18 protein-coding genes are annotated in these 16,914 nt (G+C 70.2%); 4 read left to right on the forward strand and 14 right to left on the reverse strand.

The features are described 5' to 3' along the window. Positions 1 to 56 precede the first annotated feature (56 nt). The 4 genes from trpB (at position 57) to V7026_RS03365 (ending at position 4,328) form a co-directional block, all read left to right on the forward strand. Positions 57 to 1,364, forward strand: coding sequence for a tryptophan synthase subunit beta (gene trpB, locus V7026_RS03350; protein ID WP_334153873.1), 1,308 nt, complete (start codon positions 57 to 59; stop codon positions 1,362 to 1,364). Then, positions 1,361 to 2,206, forward strand: a complete 846-nt coding sequence (trpA, locus tag V7026_RS03355; RefSeq protein ID WP_334153874.1) for a tryptophan synthase subunit alpha — start codon at positions 1,361 to 1,363, stop codon at positions 2,204 to 2,206. Before trpB ends, trpA begins: the two co-directional genes overlap by 4 nt. Before the next feature lie 63 nt (positions 2,207 to 2,269). Continuing rightward, positions 2,270 to 3,139, forward strand: coding sequence for an acetyl-CoA carboxylase, carboxyltransferase subunit beta (accD, locus tag V7026_RS03360; RefSeq protein WP_334153875.1), 870 nt, complete (start codon positions 2,270 to 2,272; stop codon positions 3,137 to 3,139). A gap of 43 nt (positions 3,140 to 3,182) precedes the next feature. Next, a complete protein-coding gene (locus V7026_RS03365) occupies positions 3,183 to 4,328 on the forward strand; it encodes a GGDEF domain-containing protein (protein ID WP_334153876.1) in 1,146 nt (381 codons plus the stop codon). 30 nt (positions 4,329 to 4,358) lie between these two features. On the opposite strand, the gene nagZ is transcribed toward V7026_RS03365, so the two are convergent. From nagZ to V7026_RS03435, 14 genes are all read right to left on the reverse strand, one after another. Beyond that, a complete protein-coding gene (gene nagZ / locus V7026_RS03370; protein WP_334153877.1) occupies positions 4,359 to 5,444 on the reverse strand; it encodes a beta-N-acetylhexosaminidase in 1,086 nt (361 codons plus the stop codon). Continuing rightward, a complete protein-coding gene (gene acpS, locus V7026_RS03375; RefSeq protein WP_334153878.1) occupies positions 5,441 to 5,836 on the reverse strand; it encodes a holo-ACP synthase in 396 nt (131 codons plus the stop codon). Before acpS ends, nagZ begins: the two co-directional genes overlap by 4 nt. A 4-nt stretch (positions 5,837 to 5,840) precedes the next feature. Then, positions 5,841 to 6,629 carry a pyridoxine 5'-phosphate synthase gene (locus V7026_RS03380; RefSeq protein WP_334153879.1) on the reverse strand — a complete coding sequence of 263 codons (789 nt, stop codon included), beginning with the start codon at positions 6,627 to 6,629 and terminating at the stop codon, positions 5,841 to 5,843. Further along, positions 6,626 to 7,420, reverse strand: coding sequence for a DNA repair protein RecO (gene recO, locus V7026_RS03385; protein ID WP_334153880.1), 795 nt, complete (start codon positions 7,418 to 7,420; stop codon positions 6,626 to 6,628). The genes V7026_RS03380 and recO overlap by 4 nt, the downstream gene beginning before the upstream one ends. A gap of 1 nt (position 7,421) precedes the next feature. Beyond that, positions 7,422 to 8,459, reverse strand: coding sequence for a GTPase Era (era, locus tag V7026_RS03390; RefSeq protein ID WP_334153881.1), 1,038 nt, complete (start codon positions 8,457 to 8,459; stop codon positions 7,422 to 7,424). Continuing rightward, positions 8,456 to 9,148 (reverse strand): ribonuclease III, encoded by a 693-nt coding sequence (gene rnc, locus V7026_RS03395; protein WP_185974494.1) that lies wholly within the window; start codon positions 9,146 to 9,148, stop codon positions 8,456 to 8,458. The genes era and rnc overlap by 4 nt, the downstream gene beginning before the upstream one ends. A 15-nt stretch (positions 9,149 to 9,163) precedes the next feature. Beyond that, complete coding sequence (locus V7026_RS03400) at positions 9,164 to 9,508, reverse strand: DUF4845 domain-containing protein (protein WP_334153906.1); 345 nt, start codon at positions 9,506 to 9,508, stop codon at positions 9,164 to 9,166. A 78-nt stretch (positions 9,509 to 9,586) separates the two neighbouring features. Beyond that, positions 9,587 to 10,552 carry a signal peptidase I gene (gene lepB, locus V7026_RS03405; protein ID WP_334153907.1) on the reverse strand — a complete coding sequence of 322 codons (966 nt, stop codon included), beginning with the start codon at positions 10,550 to 10,552 and terminating at the stop codon, positions 9,587 to 9,589. Positions 10,553 to 10,563: 11 nt separating this feature from the next. Further along, complete coding sequence (lepA, locus tag V7026_RS03410) at positions 10,564 to 12,378, reverse strand: translation elongation factor 4 (RefSeq protein ID WP_334153882.1); 1,815 nt, start codon at positions 12,376 to 12,378, stop codon at positions 10,564 to 10,566. Between the two features lie 97 nt (positions 12,379 to 12,475). Continuing rightward, on the reverse strand, positions 12,476 to 13,966 hold the full coding sequence (locus V7026_RS03415; protein WP_443082311.1) for a DegQ family serine endoprotease: 1,491 nt from the start codon (positions 13,964 to 13,966) through the stop codon (positions 12,476 to 12,478). 97 nt (positions 13,967 to 14,063) lie between these two features. Then, positions 14,064 to 15,083 (reverse strand): MucB/RseB C-terminal domain-containing protein, encoded by a 1,020-nt coding sequence (locus V7026_RS03420; RefSeq protein WP_334153884.1) that lies wholly within the window; start codon positions 15,081 to 15,083, stop codon positions 14,064 to 14,066. 18 nt (positions 15,084 to 15,101) lie between these two features. Next, positions 15,102 to 15,728 carry an RseA family anti-sigma factor gene (locus V7026_RS03425; protein WP_334153885.1) on the reverse strand — a complete coding sequence of 209 codons (627 nt, stop codon included), beginning with the start codon at positions 15,726 to 15,728 and terminating at the stop codon, positions 15,102 to 15,104. Positions 15,729 to 15,765: 37 nt separating this feature from the next. Continuing rightward, complete coding sequence (gene rpoE / locus V7026_RS03430; protein WP_334153886.1) at positions 15,766 to 16,401, reverse strand: RNA polymerase sigma factor RpoE; 636 nt, start codon at positions 16,399 to 16,401, stop codon at positions 15,766 to 15,768. Next, positions 16,398 to 16,913, reverse strand: a complete 516-nt coding sequence (locus V7026_RS03435; protein WP_334153887.1) for a hypothetical protein — start codon at positions 16,911 to 16,913, stop codon at positions 16,398 to 16,400. The genes rpoE and V7026_RS03435 overlap by 4 nt, the downstream gene beginning before the upstream one ends. Position 16,914: the final 1 nt, after the last annotated feature.

Genomic DNA, 16,914 nt, shown 5'->3' on the forward strand with positions numbered 1-16,914 from the left:
CCCCTGACGGGCCCCGCCGCGCGCGGGTTGCCGTCCGCCCCCAGGATTGGAGCCCCATGTCCGCTTACGCCTATCCCGACGCCCAGGGCCACTTCGGCCCGTACGGCGGCAGCTTCGTCAGCGAGACGCTGACGCACGCCATCGCCGAGCTGCGCACCGCCTACGACCGCTACCGCCAGGACCCCGACTTCCAGCGCGAATTCCGCTACGAGCTGGCCCACTTCGTCGGCCGCCCCTCGCCCATCTACCACGCGCAGCGCCTGAGCCGCGAGCTGGGCGGGGCGCAGATCTTCCTCAAGCGCGAGGATCTCAACCACACCGGCGCGCACAAGATCAACAACGTCATCGGCCAGGCGATGCTGGCGCGGCGCATGGGCAAGCCGCGCGTGATCGCCGAGACCGGCGCCGGCCAGCACGGCGTGGCCACCGCCACCATCTGCGCGCGCTACGGGCTGGAATGCGTGGTCTACATGGGCAGCGAGGACGTCAAGCGCCAAAGCCCCAACGTCTACCGCATGAAGCTGCTCGGTGCCACCGTGGTGCCGGTGGAGTCCGGCAGCAAGACGCTCAAGGACGCGCTCAACGAAGCGCTGCGCGACTGGGTCACGAACGTCGAAAACACCTTTTACATCATCGGCACCGTCGCCGGGCCGCACCCCTACCCGATGATGGTGCGCGACTTCCAGAGCGTGATCGGCGAGGAATGCCTGCGCCAGATGCCGGAGATGCTGGCCGACCTGGGCCTGCCCGGCAACGGCGCGCAGGCCCAACCGGACGCGGTGATAGCCTGCGTCGGCGGCGGCAGCAACGCGATGGGCATCTTCTACCCCTACATCCCCCACGAGCGGGTGCGCCTGATCGGCGTGGAAGCGGCCGGCAGCGGCCTGGACAGCGGCCGCCACGCCGCCTCGCTGCAGCGCGGCGTGCCCGGCGTGCTGCACGGCAACCGCACCTACGTGCTGCAAAACGCCGATGGCCAGATCACCGAGACGCACTCCGTCAGCGCCGGCCTGGACTACCCCGGCGTCGGCCCCGAGCACGCCTGGCTGAAGGACAGCGGCCGCGCCGAATACGTGGGCGTCACCGACGGCGAGGCGCTGGAGGCCTTCCACCGCCTGTGCCGCACCGAAGGTATCATCCCCGCGCTGGAGTCCAGCCATGCCGTGGCCTACGCCATGAAGCTGGCACCGACGATGCGCCCCGACCAGTCGCTGCTGGTCAACCTGTCCGGACGCGGCGACAAGGACATCGGCACCGTGGCCGACTTGTCGCAGGCGGATTTCTACTGCCGCCCGAGCTGCCGGGGCCAGACCGTCAAGACCGCCGAGCAGCCCCTCACCCTGACGCCGGGAGCCGCCCGATGAGCCCGCACCGCCTTGCCGCCACCTTCGACCGCCTGCGCGCCCAGGGCCGCCGGGCGTTGATCCCCTTCGTCACCGCGGGTTTTCCGCAACCCGATGCGACGCCCGGGCTGATGCACGCCCTGGTGACCGCCGGGGCCGACGTGATCGAGCTGGGCGTGCCATTTTCGGACCCGATGGCCGACGGCCCCGTGATCCAGCGCGCCGGCGAGCGCGCGCTGGCCGCAGGCGTGGGCTTGGCGCAGGTGCTGCAGATGGTGCGCGACTTCCGTACCCGCGACGCCACCACGCCCGTGGTGCTGATGGGCTACGCCAACCCCATCGAGGCCTGGGAACACCGGCACGGCGCCGGCAGCTTCGCGCGCGAGGCCGCCGCCGCGGGCGTGGACGGCGTGCTGGTGGTGGACTACCCGCCCGAGGAGTGCGAGGCCTTTGCCGCCACCCTGCGCGCGCACGGGCTGGACCTGATCTTTCTGCTCGCGCCCACCAGCACCGATGCGCGCATGGCGCAGGTCGGCCGGCTGGCCAGCGGCTATGTGTACTACGTCTCGCTCAAGGGCGTCACCGGGGCCGGCCACCTGGACACCGCCGCGGTGGAGGCGATGCTGCCGCGCATTCGCGCGCATGTGTCCATCCCGGTGGGGGTCGGCTTCGGCATCCGCGATGCGGCCAGCGCCCAGGCCGTGGGCCGCAGCGCCGATGCGGTGGTGATCGGCACCCGCCTCATCCAGCTGATCGAGAACGAACCACCCGAGCGTGCGCCCGAGGTCGCCGCGGCCTTTCTGCGCGAGATCCGCGCGGCACTGGACGCCCTGCCCGCCCGGTCCGCCGCGGCTGTCGCATAATCGCCCTCGCCCCGGCGCGGTGGGCCCTGCGGGCCTGCCGCGCCGCCATTGCAAGGAGTTGCCATGTCCTGGCTGGAAAAACTGCTGCCGCCCAAGATCGCCCCGGCGGGCGCCCAGCGGCGCAGCATCCCCGAGGGTCTGTGGATCAAGTGCCCGAGCTGCGAGGCCGTGCTCTACAAGACCGACCTCGAGAAGAACCTCAACGTCTGCCCGCATTGCGCGCACCACCACCGCATCGGTGCGCGCGCGCGGCTGGACGCCTTCCTCGACCCCGAGGGCCGCTACGAGATCGGGCAGGAGGTGCTACCAGTCGACGCGCTGAAGTTCAAGGACAGCCGCAAGTACCCCGAGCGCCTGAAGGAGGCGCTGGAGGCCACCGGCGAGACCGATGCCCTGATCGTGATGGGCGGCGCGGTGCACACCCTGCCGGTGGTGGTGGCGTGCTTCGAGTTCGACTTCATGGGCGGCTCGATGGGCTCGGTAGTCGGCGAGCGCTTCGTGCGCGGCGTTGAAAACGCCATCGAGCAGAAGGTGCCGTTCATCTGCTTCACCGCCACCGGCGGTGCGCGCATGCAGGAGGGGCTGCTGTCCCTGATGCAAATGGCCAAGACCAACGCAGCGCTGACCCGGCTGGCCAAGAAGCGCCTGCCCTACGTCAGCGTGCTCACCGACCCCACCATGGGCGGCGTGTCGGCGGGCTTCGCCTTCATGGGCGACGTGGTCATCGCCGAGCCCAAGGCGCTCATCGGCTTTGCCGGCCCGCGCGTGATCGAAAACACCGTGCGCGTCAAGCTGCCGGAGGGCTTCCAGCGCGCGGAGTTTCTGCAGAGCAAGGGCGCAGTGGACTTCATCTGCGACCGGCGCGAGCTGCGCGGCACCGTGGCCAACGTGCTGGCGATGCTGCAGCGCCAGAGCGCCGACGCCGTGGCCTGACGCCGCAGTGTCGCCCCTTGCCTCCTCGCACCGAGACCCTCGGATGATCGCCGATCAGCGTGCCCGTGTGCGGCTGGCCCAGTTGCACCTGTACGTGGATGTGCATCGCAACGACCGGTATGTGGCGCCGGTGTTGGCGGTCATCGCGGCGCTGCTGCTGTCGCACTGGGTACCCGTATCGTGGGCGTTGGGCTGGCTGGTGCTCGAGCTGCTCATCATCGCGCACTATCTGTGGGTGTACCGGCGCTTCAAACGGGCCGACCCACCGCCGAGTGAGGAGCGCCGCTGGGCCAACCGCATCGCGCTGGCGCACGGTGCGCACATGCTGGCCTGGTCATCGCTGGTGGTTTGGGCGTGGCAGCCGGGCGATTTCGGCAACCTCATGTTCGTGATGCTGGTGCACGTCGGCCTGATCTCGCTGACGGTGTCCATGTCCAACGCGCACCTGCGCCTGCTTTGGCTGGACATGACGTTTCCGGTGCTGGCCCTGATCGCGCCGCCGCTGCTGGAGCCGAGCGGATTCAACCTCGGCCTGAGCCTATTCGGGATCAGCTTCTGCGCGCTGATGGTGCTGGTGGGTCGGCAGATCAACGCGGCAACCACCGAGGCGATCGAGCTGCGCCAGCGCAACGAGCAGCTCATCCAGGAGTTGCATTCGCAGGCCACACGCGACGCGCTGACCGGGCTCATCAACCGCCGCTATCTGCTGGAGACCGGCACGCGGCTGCTCCAGCAGCGCCACCGCAGCGGCGAGCCGCTGGCGCTGCTGATCATCGACCTGGACCACTTCAAACGCATCAACGACCAGCACGGGCACCTGGGCGGCGACGAGGTGCTGGTGGCGGTGGTCGGAACCTGTGCGCAGCATGTGCGCGCGGGCGATTGCTTTGGCCGCCTGGGCGGAGAGGAGTTCGCGCTCGTGCTGCCCGACACCCAGCTCGCCCAGGCGCGCGATCTGGCCGAGCGGCTGCGCTCGGCCACCGCGGCGCTGGCCATCTCGCTGCCGGGCGAAACCATCCGCCCGACCAACAGCGTCGGTCTGGCGATGGCGACGGACGGCGACACCACGCTGTCGGACCTGCTGCGCCGGGCCGACGCGGCCATGTACGAGGCCAAGGCCGGTGGGCGCAACCGCGTCGTCTGTGCCCGTCCAGCGGGCGGGTCCCGGGCCGATCCGGTCCCGGCCTGAGGCGGTGGCCGCCCCGGCGAGCACGGTCCGTCAGGGCAGCAGTTCCAGCGCGTGCTGGTAGCGGGGATCGGCCATCAAGGCGTCCCAGTCCGGCGCGGGGTCCGTGGGCAGCAGCGCGCGCCGGCGGGCGTCGGCGGTCTCGTCCGGCACCCAGCGGCCCTCGATGAGGGCACGGCTCAGGCCCTCGATCAGGTCGTCGATCGGCTCGCCGCCGCCCACGGTGCTCTGGTTGCACAGCAGCACCAGGTCGCAGCCGGCCTCCAGCGCGGCCAGCGCCGCCTCCGTGGGGGTGACGTCCCGGCCGTCCAGCACGCGCGCACCGGCCATGCTGAGGTCGTCGCTGAACACGGCACCGGTAAAACCCAGCCCCTCGCGCAGGATGTCGCGGAGCCAGCGGCGCGAGAATCCCGCCGGCCGCGCATCCACCTGCGGGTACACGACGTGCGCGGGCATCACCGCCGCCAGCGACGCACTCAGCCACCCGTAGGGCGCGGCGTCGTCGGTCAGAATCGCCTCCAGCGGCCGATCGTCCACCGGCAAGTCCACATGTGAGTCCGCCTCGGCCCAGCCGTGGCCGGGAAAGTGCTTGCCGCAGTTGGCCATGCCGACCAGGCGCAGGCCGTGCATTAGGGCCTGCGCCAGCGCCGCCACGACGCGGGCATCGCCGTCGAAGGCGCGGTCGCCAATCACCTCGCTGCGCCCGTAATCCAGGTCCAGCACCGGCGTAAAACTCAAGTCCACGCCACAGGCACGCAGCTCCGCGCCGAGCACATAGCCCGCGGCCGTCGCCGCATTGCAGGCGGCCAGCGCGGCCTCGCCGGGGCGCGTCTCGGGCGCCTCGCGCCATAGGCGGCCGAAGTCGCGCATCGACGGCAGGTGGGTGAAGCCATCGGTGCGAAAACGCTGCACGCGCCCGCCCTCGTGGTCCACGGCGATGAGCAGGTCGCGGCGCACCCGCTTGATCTGGGCACACAGACGCCGCAACTGCGCCCGATCGCGCCAATTGCGCGCGAACAGGATCACTCCGCCGACCAGCGGGTGGCTCAGGCGGGCACGGTCGGCATCGGTCAGGCGGGTGCCGGCGACGTCGATGACGAGTGGGGCATGCAGGGTCATGGGTCTTGCTCCACCACCACGAAGCTGGCGGCATAGTCGGATTCGTCGGTCACGCTCAGGTGGGCGCGCAATCGCCGCTCGGTGCACCACGCCAGCAGCGCCCCATGCAGGCGGAAGGCAGGCTGACCGCTCGGTCGCCGGATCACCTCGCAGTCGCGCCAAGTCATGGGCGCGCGCAGACCCAGGCCGATGGCCTTGCTGAACGCCTCCTTGGCGGAAAAGCGCGTCGCCACGAAGCGCACGCCCCGCTCGGTCCAGCGCGCGCGGCGCTCGTGCCACAGGGCCAACTCGCCCTCGGCCAGCACGCGCTGCGCAAAGCGATCGCCGTGCCGCTCCAGGGCGGCTGCGATGCGGCGCACATCGCACAGATCGGTCCCCACGCCATAGATCATGGGCTCAGGCCTCAGCAGCCGCGATGCAGCGCCGGTAGTCCTGCACGGTGGCGGCGTAGCCCAGCTCCAGCGCATCGGCGATCAGGGCGTGGCCGATGGAAACCTCGGCCACGCCCGGCACGGCGCGCAGAAAGTCAGTCAGGTTGTCGCGGTTGAGGTCGTGCCCCGCGTTGACGCCCAACCCAACTGCCTGGGCAGCCACGGCGGCGTCGCGGTAGCGCTGCAACTGGGCGGCGCGCTCGATGGCGTGGGGCCAGGCGGCGGCGTAGGGTTCGGTGTAGAGCTCCACGCGGTCGGCCCCCACGGCTCGGGCGCCAGCCATCAGGGTGGGATCGGGGTCCATGAACAGGCTCACACGCGCGCCCAGCGCCTGCGCCTGCGCGACCACGGACCGCAGCCGCTGCGCATCCTCGGGAAAGCGCCAACCGTGGTCGCTGGTGAACTGGTCCACCGCATCTGGCACGAAAGTAAGCTGGTGCAGCGGTAGGCCCTGCTGCACCACCTCGCGCGCGACGTCGAGCAGGTTGTGGAAAGGGTTGCCCTCGATGTTGTATTCGCGGTCAGGCCAGTCGCGCAGCAGGCGCGCCAGATCGAACACGTCGTGCCAGCGGATGTGCCGCTCGTCCGGGCGGGGGTGCACGGTGATGCCATCGGCACCGGCCTGCAAACACAGCGTCGCCGCCCGTGTCACGCTGGGGATGCCCAGGTGGCGGCTGTTGCGCAGCAGCGCCACCTTATTGACGTTGACGGACAGCGCCGTGCGGGATGCACCGGGGGCGGGGGGGTGGCTCATGGCGAAGGGTCGTTCAGCGGCGGGGTGGGACGCGGCCCGATGCGGCGCATCGCCCGCATGAGCTCGCGGGTCCGAAAGGACCGCACCCCACTATGGTAGTGCAGCAGGCCGGCGAGGCCGACGCGCATCGCCGTCGCACCCAGGGTCGGCGCCAGTGCCGAGAGGGCGGACCAAGGCTCGGGCGCGTCCAGCGCGGCCTGCACCGCCTGCCAGTGCGCACCGAACAGGGCGCCGGCATCGTCCGGCCCGCTGGGCTGCAGGCCCGCCTCCGGCTGCAGGCGGTAGGGTTGTGCCGCCTCCAGCGGCAGCAGGCGCAGCCCCTCCTGCGCCAGATGGGGCAACCAGCCCAACTCGCGCAGCAGCAGCAGCTCGAAGGCGCGCAGCGTCACCGCCACGTCGGCCCCGTGGGCCAGGGCCTGCACCGCTGCGGCATAGGGGTCGAAGAGTGCGGGGTGGGGATCGTCGCGCGCCATGAGGCGCAGCATCAGCTCGTTCAGGTAGTAGCCCGCCAGCAGCGCATCGCCCGCCGGCATCACATGGCCACCGGCATACTGCGCGGCCTTGAGGGTGCGCACCTCCGCCTCGCCCGACCAATCGACGCGCAACGGCACCAGGGGCAGCAGCACGGCGCGAAACTGCGACGTGGGCCGCTTGACCCCCTTGCCCACCAGCACCACGCGGCCGTGGTGGCGGGTAAACAGCTCCAGGATCAGGCTGGACTCGCTCCAGTCGTGGTGGTGGAGCACGAAGGCGGGCTCGTCGTGCACCCGCACCCGCTGGCGTGTGACCACGTCACTCGTAACCGTAGGCGCGCACCCGGGCCTCGTCGTCGGACCAGCCCGAGCGCACCTTGACCCACAACTCCAGGAACACCTTGCCGCCCCACAGGCGCTCCAGCTCCTGGCGCGCCTCGGTGCCGATGCGCTTGAGGCGCTCGCCCCCCTCGCCGATGACCATGCCCTTGTGGCCCTCGCGCTCGACGATGATGGTGGCGGCGATGCGGCGCAGTTCACCCTCCTGCTCGAAGCGGTCCACGACGACCGTCGAGGTGTAGGGCAGTTCGTCCCCGGTCAGGCGAAAGAGCTTTTCGCGCACCAGCTCGCCGGCCAGAAAACGCTCGCTGCGGTCGGTGAGGTCGTCCGCGTCGTACAGCCACGGCTGCTCGGGCAGATAGCGCTCGCACAGCGCCAGCAGGCGCTGCACATCGCGCGGCTGCTTGGCGCACATGGGGAAGAACTCGGCAAACGGGTGCCGGTCCTGCATGCTGCGCAGCCAGGGCGCGATCTCCACGCGGCGGTGCACGCGGTCCAGCTTGTTGGCCACCAGGATCACCGGCACGCCGGGGGGCAGCAGCGCCAGCACTTTGGCGTCCGCCAGGTCGAAGCGCCCCGCCTCGACCACGAACAGCAGCAGGTCCACATCGGCCACCGCGCCGAGCACGGTCTTGTTGAGCGCGCGATTGAGCGCGTTGCCGTGCCGGGTCTGAAAACCCGGCGTGTCCACGAAGACGAACTGCGTCGCCCCCTCGGTGCGGATGCCGGTGATGCGGTGGCGGGTGGTCTGCGCCTTGCGCGAGGTGATGCTGACCTTGTGGCCCACCAGGGCATTGAGCAGCGTGGACTTGCCCACGTTGGGCTTGCCCACGATGGCGATGAATCCGCAGCGCTGCGGGCCGGTCGGCGCAGCCGCAGGACCGGGTGCCGGGTCGGCCGCCGCCGCTGCAGCGGGGACGTCGGTGGCCCGGCCCAAGGCGCGCGCCAGCATGGCCTCGAGGTCGTCGTCGGGGGGCGCGGATGGCGCAGATGGCGCGCCGGGGGGCGGTGGTGTCATGGCTGGAGGACTCGGCTGGACAGGCCGTGGGTGTGTAGATGGTCCAACATCACGGCAGCGGCGGCCTGCTCGGCCGCGCGGCGCGAGGCCCCCCGCCCGGTGGTGGGCGCCGCGCCCTCGACGCGGCACGCCACCTCGAAGGTCTGGGCATGCGCCTCCCCGTGAATGGCGACCACCTCGTAGACGGGCAGCGGCCGACGGCGGGCCTGCAGCCACTCCTGCAACGCCGTCTTGGCGTCCTTGCCCAGGCCCGGCCGCAGCTCGACGCCCTCGTACCAGCGGCGGGCCACGGCCTGCGCCGCCTCGAAACCCGCATCCAGATACAGGGCGCCCAGCACCGCCTCGGCCGCATCGGCCAGGATGGAGGCCCGCTCGCGCCCGCCCGAGCGCTGCTCGCCCTCGCCCAGGCGCAGCAGAGCCGGCAGGCCAAGGTCCAGCGCGATGCGGTGCAGGGCATCTTGCCGCACGAGGCTGGCGCGCGCGCGCGACAGCTCGCCCTCCGCCTGCTGCGGCAGGCGCTCGACGAGCAGCGTGGACACCGCCAAGCCGAGCACGGCATCGCCCAAAAACTCCAGCCGCTCGTAGTGGTCGGCCGAATAACTGCGGTGCGTCAACGCCCGCACGAGCAAATCGGGTTGGCGGAAGCGGTGCCCCAAACGGCGCTGCAGCGCCTCCAGCCCCGGCGCCAAAGAATCAGTCATGGATCACGAATTGCGGCCCCGGTACTTGAGCAGTAGATACGCCGGGCCGAAGAGGTGGATTTCCTTGTCGTAGGCAAACTCGACGACGATGCGGTCACCGTCCTTGCTGATCTCGAGATCCTTGCCGCTGACGGCCTCGAAGTAATCGGCGGTCTTGGCGCGCTCGAAGGCGTTGCGGATCTCGGTGACGGTGGTGCCGCTTAGCGCGGCGCGGTTGACGGCCTTTTGGATAGCCAGGTATTCCGTGACCGTCGGGACGACCTTGGCCGCCAGCACGATCAGCAGTGCCGCCACGATCCCGAAAAACACCATCCCGATGACGGTCACCCCGAGCTGACCCCGCTTCATGCTCACCCCCGTGCAGAAGTCAAACGCCGCCCTTGGCGACGATCGGAGCCATGATAGCGCCAATCGAACCGGGTGCGTTCATTCGAACGCGCCGATGCGCCGCAGGTCGCCGAAGTTCATCCACACGAACACCGCCTTGCCGACGATGTTGCGTTCCGGCACGAAGCCCCAGTAGCGCGAGTCGAGCGAATTGTCGCGGTTGTCGCCCATGACGAAGTAGTGCCCCTCGGGCACACGGCAGGTCACGCCCTCGACGGTGTAGCGGCAGTGCTCGCGCCCCGGAAAATCGGCCGCCACCGGGATGAAGGCCGGCCGCTCGTCGTCCAGCAGGGTGTGCACCCGCCGCCCGCCGATCTCCTCGACGAACTGCTTGCGGTAGCGCATCGCCTCGGCATCGTAAAAGTCTGTCTCGGCGGTGCGCGGCACCGGCTGCCCGTTGATGAACAGCCGCTTGTTCAGATACGCCACCTCGTCACCCGGCACGCCGACGACGCGTTTGATGTAGTCCAGGCTGGGCTGGGGCGGGTAGCGAAAGACGATCACATCGCCGCGCTGCGGGCTGTGGTTGTCCACGACCCTGGTATTGACCACCGGCAAGCGGATGCCGTAGTGGTACTTGTTGACCAGGATCAGGTCGCCCACGCGCAGCGTCGGGATCATGGAGCCGGAAGGGATCTTGAACGGCTCGAACAAAAACGAGCGCAACAAAAACACCGCCAGGATGACGGGGAACAGCCCCGCCGTCCAGTCCAGCCACCAGGGCTGGGCCAGGAACTGGCGCCGCAGGGCCTCCAGGTCACCGTGATCGGCGGTGATGCCCTGGCGGGCCGACTCTTCGCGGCGGCGGCGGGCCTCGGCCACGGCGCGCTCGGCAGCAGCGCGCCGGCGCGGCAGAAACACCCAGCGCTCGGCCACCCAGTAGGCGCCCGTCACCACCACGGCCAACAACAGCAGCAGCGCGAAGTTGCCATCGATGGCCCCCACATACCAAGCGACGCCGTAGCCGGCGAATGCCGCCAGGACGACGCCCGTCAGGGCGCCCATGGTCTGGTCGTTCATGACTCCTCCACCTGCAGGATGGCGAGGAACGCCTCCTGCGGCACCTCGACGGTGCCGATCTGCTTCATGCGCTTCTTGCCGGCCTTTTGCTTTTCCAGCAGCTTGCGCTTGCGGGTGATGTCGCCGCCGTAGCACTTGGCCAGCACGTTCTTGCGCAGCGCCTTGACGGTCTCGCGCGCGATGATGTTGGCGCCGATGGCGGCCTGGATGGCGACGTCGAACTGCTGGCGGCTGATGATTTCACGCATCTTGCTGACCACCGCGCGCGCGCGCGACTGCGACTGGCTGCGGTGCACGATCATCGACAGCGCATCCACCTTCTCGCCATTGAGCAGGATATCCACCTTCACCACATCCGAGGGGCGGTACTCCTTGAACTCGTAGTCCATCGACGCGTAGCCGCGGCTGACGGATTTGAGCTTGTCGAAGAAGTCCAGTACGATCTCGGCCAACGGCAGGTCGTAGGTCAACATGACCTGCTTGCCGTGGTAGGCCATGTTGAGCTGCACGCCGCGCTTGCCGTTGCACAGCGTCATCACCGGGCCCACATAGTCCTGCGGCAGGTAGATGTGCACGGTGACGATGGGCTCGCGGATCTCCTGAATCTTGCTCGGCTCGGGCATGCGCGAGGGGTTTTCCACCATCAGCACCTCGCCATCGCCCTTGACCACCTGGTACACCACGCTCGGCGCGGTCGTGATCAGGTCCTGGTCGAACTCGCGCTCGAGCCGCTCCTGCACGATTTCCATGTGCAGCAGGCCCAAAAAGCCGCAGCGAAAGCCAAAGCCCAGCGCCTGCGACACTTCCGGCTCGAAGTGCAGGGACGCGTCGTTGAGCTGGAGCTTTTCCAGCGCGTCGCGCAACTGGTCGTATTCGCTCGCCTCGGTGGGGTACAGCCCGGCAAACACCTGCGGCTGTACCTCCTTGAAGCCGGGCAGCGGCTCGGTGGCCGCGGCCAGATTGGCACCGCTCGCGGTCTTGTACGAGGTGATGGTGTCACCCACCTTGGCCGACTTCAGCTCTTTGATGCCGGCAATGACGTAGCCCACCTCGCCCGCCTGCAGGCGCTCGCGCGGCTGGTTGGCGGGGGTGAAGACGCCCACCTTCTCGCACGGGTACTGCGCGCCCGTGGCCATCAACCGGATGCGGTCACCCCGGTTGAGGCAGCCATCCACCACCCGCACCAGCATCACCACGCCGACATAGTTGTCGAACCACGAGTCGATGATCATGGCCCGCAACGGGCCGTCCGGATGGCCATGCGGTGGCGGGATCTTGGCCACCACCGCCTCCAGAATGTCGTCGATGCCCATGCCGGTCTTGGCCGAGCAGGGGATGGCCTCGGAGGCATCGATGCCGATGACGTCCTCGATCTCCTGCTGGGCGCGCTCGGGGTCGGCCTGCGGCAGGTCCATCTTGTTGAGGACCGGCAGCACCTCGACCCCCAGGTCCAGCGCGGTGTAGCAGTTGGCCACCGTCTGCGCCTCGACGCCCTGGCTGGCGTCGACCACCAGCAACGCACCTTCGCAGGCCGACAGCGAGCGGCTCACCTCGTACGAGAAGTCCACGTGACCGGGCGTGTCGATCAGATTCAGGTTGTAGACCTGCCCGTCGCGCGCGGTGTACTGCAGCGCAGCGGTCTGTGCCTTGATCGTGATGCCGCGCTCCTTCTCCAGATCCATGGAGTCGAGCACCTGCTCGGTCATCTCGCGCTCGCTCAAGCCCCCGCAGCGCGCGATCAGGCGGTCGGCCAGCGTACTCTTGCCGTGGTCGATGTGCGCGATGATGGAAAAGTTGCGGATGTGCTTCATGGCCACAGAAAAAGGGCGCGCTCCCCAAGCAGCGCGCCCGATCGGTTCAAAGCCGCGATTGTAGGCGTTGTACGGCCGTGGCCGCGGAAGGCGCCGCTTAGGGCCGCACCAGCACCCACTGCGCCCAGTCGCCGCGGCGGATGAGCAGGCTCACCGGCCGGCCCTTGGGCCACTCGGCCACCGCCCGCTCGAATTCGCGCACGCTGGCGATGGTCTGGTTGCCCAGCCCGACGATGACATCACCCGGCCGCAGGCCCGCCGTCGCGGCCGGACCGGCCACCTCGGCGACGCGCACGCCACCGGCCACCTTCAGCTCGCGCCGCTCGGCGGCGGTCAGCTCGCGCACGGTCAAGCCCAGCGGGCCGGCCTTGGCGGTCTTGGGCTCCTCGGTCGCGGAAGCGGCGGCCGATTCGTCCTCGAACGTGCCCACGGTAACGGTGAGGGTCTTGCTCGCTCCACGCCGCCACACCTCCACCGTGGCACGGGTGCCCGGCTTGGTGTTGCCGACGATGCGCGGCAGATCCGCCGACTTCTCGATCGCCTTGCCGTCGAAGCGCAGGATGATGTCGCCCGGCTCGATGCCGGCCTTGGCCGCGGGCGAGCCGTCCTCCACCCCGCGCACCAGCGCCCCGCCCGGCCGCGGCAGACCAAGCGACTCGGCCAGCTCCTTGTCCACCGGCTCGATGGCCACGCCGATGCGCCCGCGCGTGACCTTGCCGTTGGCCTTGAGCTGCTCGGCCACGCGCACCGCCTCGTCGATCGGGATGGCGAAACTGATGCCCATGAAGCCACCCGAGCGCGAGTAGATCTGGCTGTTGATGCCGACCACCTCGCCGCGCATGTTGATCAGCGGCCCGCCGGAGTTGCCGGGGTTGATCGCCACGTCGGTCTGGATGAACGGCAGGAAGTCGCCGGTCTCGCGCTGCTTGGCACTGACGATGCCGGCGGTGACGGTATTGTCCAGCCCGAACGGCGAGCCGATCGCCATCACCCACTCGCCGACCTTGAGCCGCTCGACGTCGCCGATGCGCACGGGCTTCAAGCCCGTGGCGTCGATCTTGACCAGCGCCACGTCGGTGCGCTTGTCGGCGCCGACCACGCGCGCCTTGAACTCGCGCTTGTCGGGCAGCGTGACGATCACCTCGTCCGCCCCGTCGACGACGTGCGCATTGGTCATCACGAAGCCGTCGGCGCTGTAGACGAAGCCGGAGCCGACCCCGCGCTGGCGCTGCTCCGGCCCCCGGTCGGGGCGCTGGGGCCCGCGCGGCAGCGCGCCGGGGGGCAGCGGAATGCCAAAGCGGCGGAAAAACTCGCGCATGTCCTCGTCCGGCGCAGCCGGGTCCGACTCGCGGGGCTGCACGCGCTCGACCGTGCGGATGTTGACGACCGACGGGCCGACCTCATCGACCAGCACGGTGAAATCTGGCAACCCGGTCAGGCGTGGCGCGGCCGCCGACGTGCTGGCCGGTGCGGCAGCCCCCGCCGCCGGCTGGGCACCGACGACATGCTGCGCAGCGCCCCACAGCAGGGCCACGGCCGCCACCAGCGACACACCCGCCAGCGCCACGGAACGGCGCCGCTGCGGCATCCCTGCCGCCACGGAAGGTTCGGATCGGTTCATCATGAGGAATCCTCGTCGGATACAAGGGTCCCGGCCGCTGTGCGGGGCCGGTTCCGCGGACGGCTCATCGCGTGCGCTCGAGCGCGCCCAAAAAACGTTCCAGCGTGGCCAGCGGCACTTCGCCCAGCGCGGTGACCGCATAGCCGCCCACCCGCTGCGACAGCACATGCGTGGCCCCCGCCTGGGTGCGGTGCACCGGGGGCCCGTCGGCCGCCGAGAAGAACAGCGACACCGACGCCAGCCCGTCCGAATAGACGCACTGCAGCGGCGGCCGCGCCCGCGCCGGCTCCTCGGCCCGGGCCCAGCAGGTGACGGGGCGGAACCCGGGCACCTCGGTCTTCAGGCGCCAGCCCTCGGCCTCCGGTGTGGTTTTGCGCAGTGTCGGGCGCTCGATGCGGTAGCCCCGCGTGTCGTCCATCTGTCGCGCCATCACCTCCAGCCGCAACGGCGCATCGAGCTGCAGCTCCGTGAACGCGACCTGCTCCAGCACCTCGCCGTCGGCCTTCAGCGTCTGCAGTTTGAGCACGAGGCCGGTGCGCTTCTCGGACCAGATGCGGTAGCCGTAGCGCAGCGCATCGCGGGGCTGGAATTCCACCACCCAGGCATCGAAGCCGGCCAGCCGTTCGCTGCCGCGCACCTCCGCGCGGTAAAAGCCCGCGACCTCGATGCCCGGCACCCGCACCGGCCCCGGGAACAGACGCAGCAGCTCGCGCCGATCGCGCACCGCCCACTGCTTGTCCGGCAGCAGGGTCATGACCTCGTCGTCCCGGCGCCAGGTGATGCGCGCCGGCCCGTTGAGCGCTTCGATGCGCTCGATCTGCTGCCGCCCATCGCAGACGTGCGCGATACGCGCCGCCGCGATTTCGCTGCCGCGCGTGACGACGAACGTCCCGCTGTAAGCGCGGTTGCGCGTGGCGTCGTGCAGCCGCTCGATCCAGGCCTGGATGTCGCCCGCGGGCTCGGGGATCGCGGCATGGGCAGTCTGCACCCCGACCGTGAGCACGGACAAGCCCAAAGCGGCCGCCGCCACCCGACCCGCCCAGCGTTGGCCCCAGCGGGTGGGGTACGCGTCTCGCATCGTCATGGACCGTTTCACCCCGCTTCAGCGCGCCGGCACGTCGTAGCTGGCCGCCCGCAGAAAACCGGCGCTGGTCTGCAGCGCCGACGCCCCGCCCCACTGGCGGTGCGCGGCCATCAGTTCTTCGAGCTGGGGATCGCGCACCACCACGCTCGCCGCCGGAGTGGGGGCGCTCGGCAGGCTGACGGTCACGGTCTGGGGCGGCTCGGCCTGGGCCATGCGCGGCGCGGTCTCGACCGCCCCTGGCACCGCACCCACCTGCCATGCGACGGCCACCACGGCGGCCAGCGCGGCCACACCCGCCACCATCTTCCAGCGGAAAACGGCATCGTTGGCCGCGACCGGCCGCGGGTCGGCCACGACCGGCGTCGCCTCACTGCGCAGCGGCACGGGCTCGGCCGCCACGCGCGCCATCACGGCGCGCACGAAGGCAGGGTCCGCGCCGCCCTCGGCGCTGCCCGCCCGGGCGCGCAGGGCATCCCCGATGCAACGGTACGCATCCCACGCCGCCCGGTCGGCGCCGGCGTCGGCCCCGTCGAGCGCGGTCTGCGCCTGCGACGGCCCGCATTCGCCGTCGAACAGCGCCGACAGCCATTCCCGCCGCGCGGCGTCGGCGGCGGACGGATCGTTCGATAGGGCTACAGGCTTCATGGTCGGACATCCAATCTGGTGACCCTGCACAGGCACGCTACCAACGCTTGCCGGACTGGCGCTCCAGCATGGGTTTGATGCGCGCCGAAATCGCCTCCCGGGCACGGAAGATGCGCGAGCGCACCGTCCCGATCGGGCAGTCGAGCGCCTGCGCGATCTCCTCGTAACTGAGACCGTCGATTTCGCGCAGCGTGATCGCCTGGGCCAGCTCGGTCGGCAGGGCATCCACCGCCGCCTGCACCGCCTGGGCAATCTCCTTGCTCGCCAGCACCGCGTCCGGGGTTTCGGTATCGGCCACCTGCGCGGTTAGTTCCTGCTCCAGGGCGGAAGTTTCATCGCCATCGTCGCCGTTGTGCAGCGCGCTCATGGGCACCAGCGGATCGCGCTTGAGCTCCTGCAGTGCCTTCTTGGCGGTGTTGACGGCGATGCGGTACAGCCAGGTGTAGAACTGCGCATCGCCCCGAAACTGCCCCAGCGCCCGGTAGGCGCGAATGAAGGTCTCCTGCGCCAAGTCGGGGACGAGGTCGGTGTCGCGCACGAGGCGCCCGATCAGGCGTTCGACCCGGCGCTGGTATTTGATGACCAGCAGTTCGAACGCCTGTTGGTCGCCAGCGATCGCGCGCTGCACGAGCGCGGCGTCGGCGTCGGGGAAGCGGCGGGGTTCGTCCATCATGGCGTCGGCGCGGCGCGCCCGAATATACCCGATCGCCCCTCGGGGTCGGCCGTGGCCGCCAAGGTCCGGCGCAAGGTCAGCCAGTCCGCAGGATCGTCGCCAGCGGCCGCCCGCTGGCACCACAGCCACAGGCGCTGCCCATCGGGCGCTCGGCCCTCCAGCAGCACCACATGGGTGCCGTCCCATGCGATGCGCACGTTAAGCAAGGGCACCCCGGACGGCCGCGCCGCGCCGAACCAGCGCCATGCGCCGCCCCGAATACTGTCGGGGCTGGGCGCAGGCTGCCACGCCAACTCGCCGTACCGGGTATGGCGCAGGCCCCAGACAGCCCACAGGGTGGTGGCCAGCACTCCGGCCGCCAGCCCCCACCATGCCGCGGGCAGATCGGGCTGCGTCCAGGCCCACTGGCCCAGCACTGCCACGCCACTCGACACGCCGATGGCGGTGGCCCATCTGTCCAGTTGGGCAGAGCCGGCCGGGTAGCGGATGCCGGCTGCCCCAGTGCAGGCCATG

This window comes from Tepidimonas sp., assembly GCF_036825565.1.
Lineage (GTDB): Bacteria > Pseudomonadota > Gammaproteobacteria > Burkholderiales > Burkholderiaceae_C > Tepidimonas.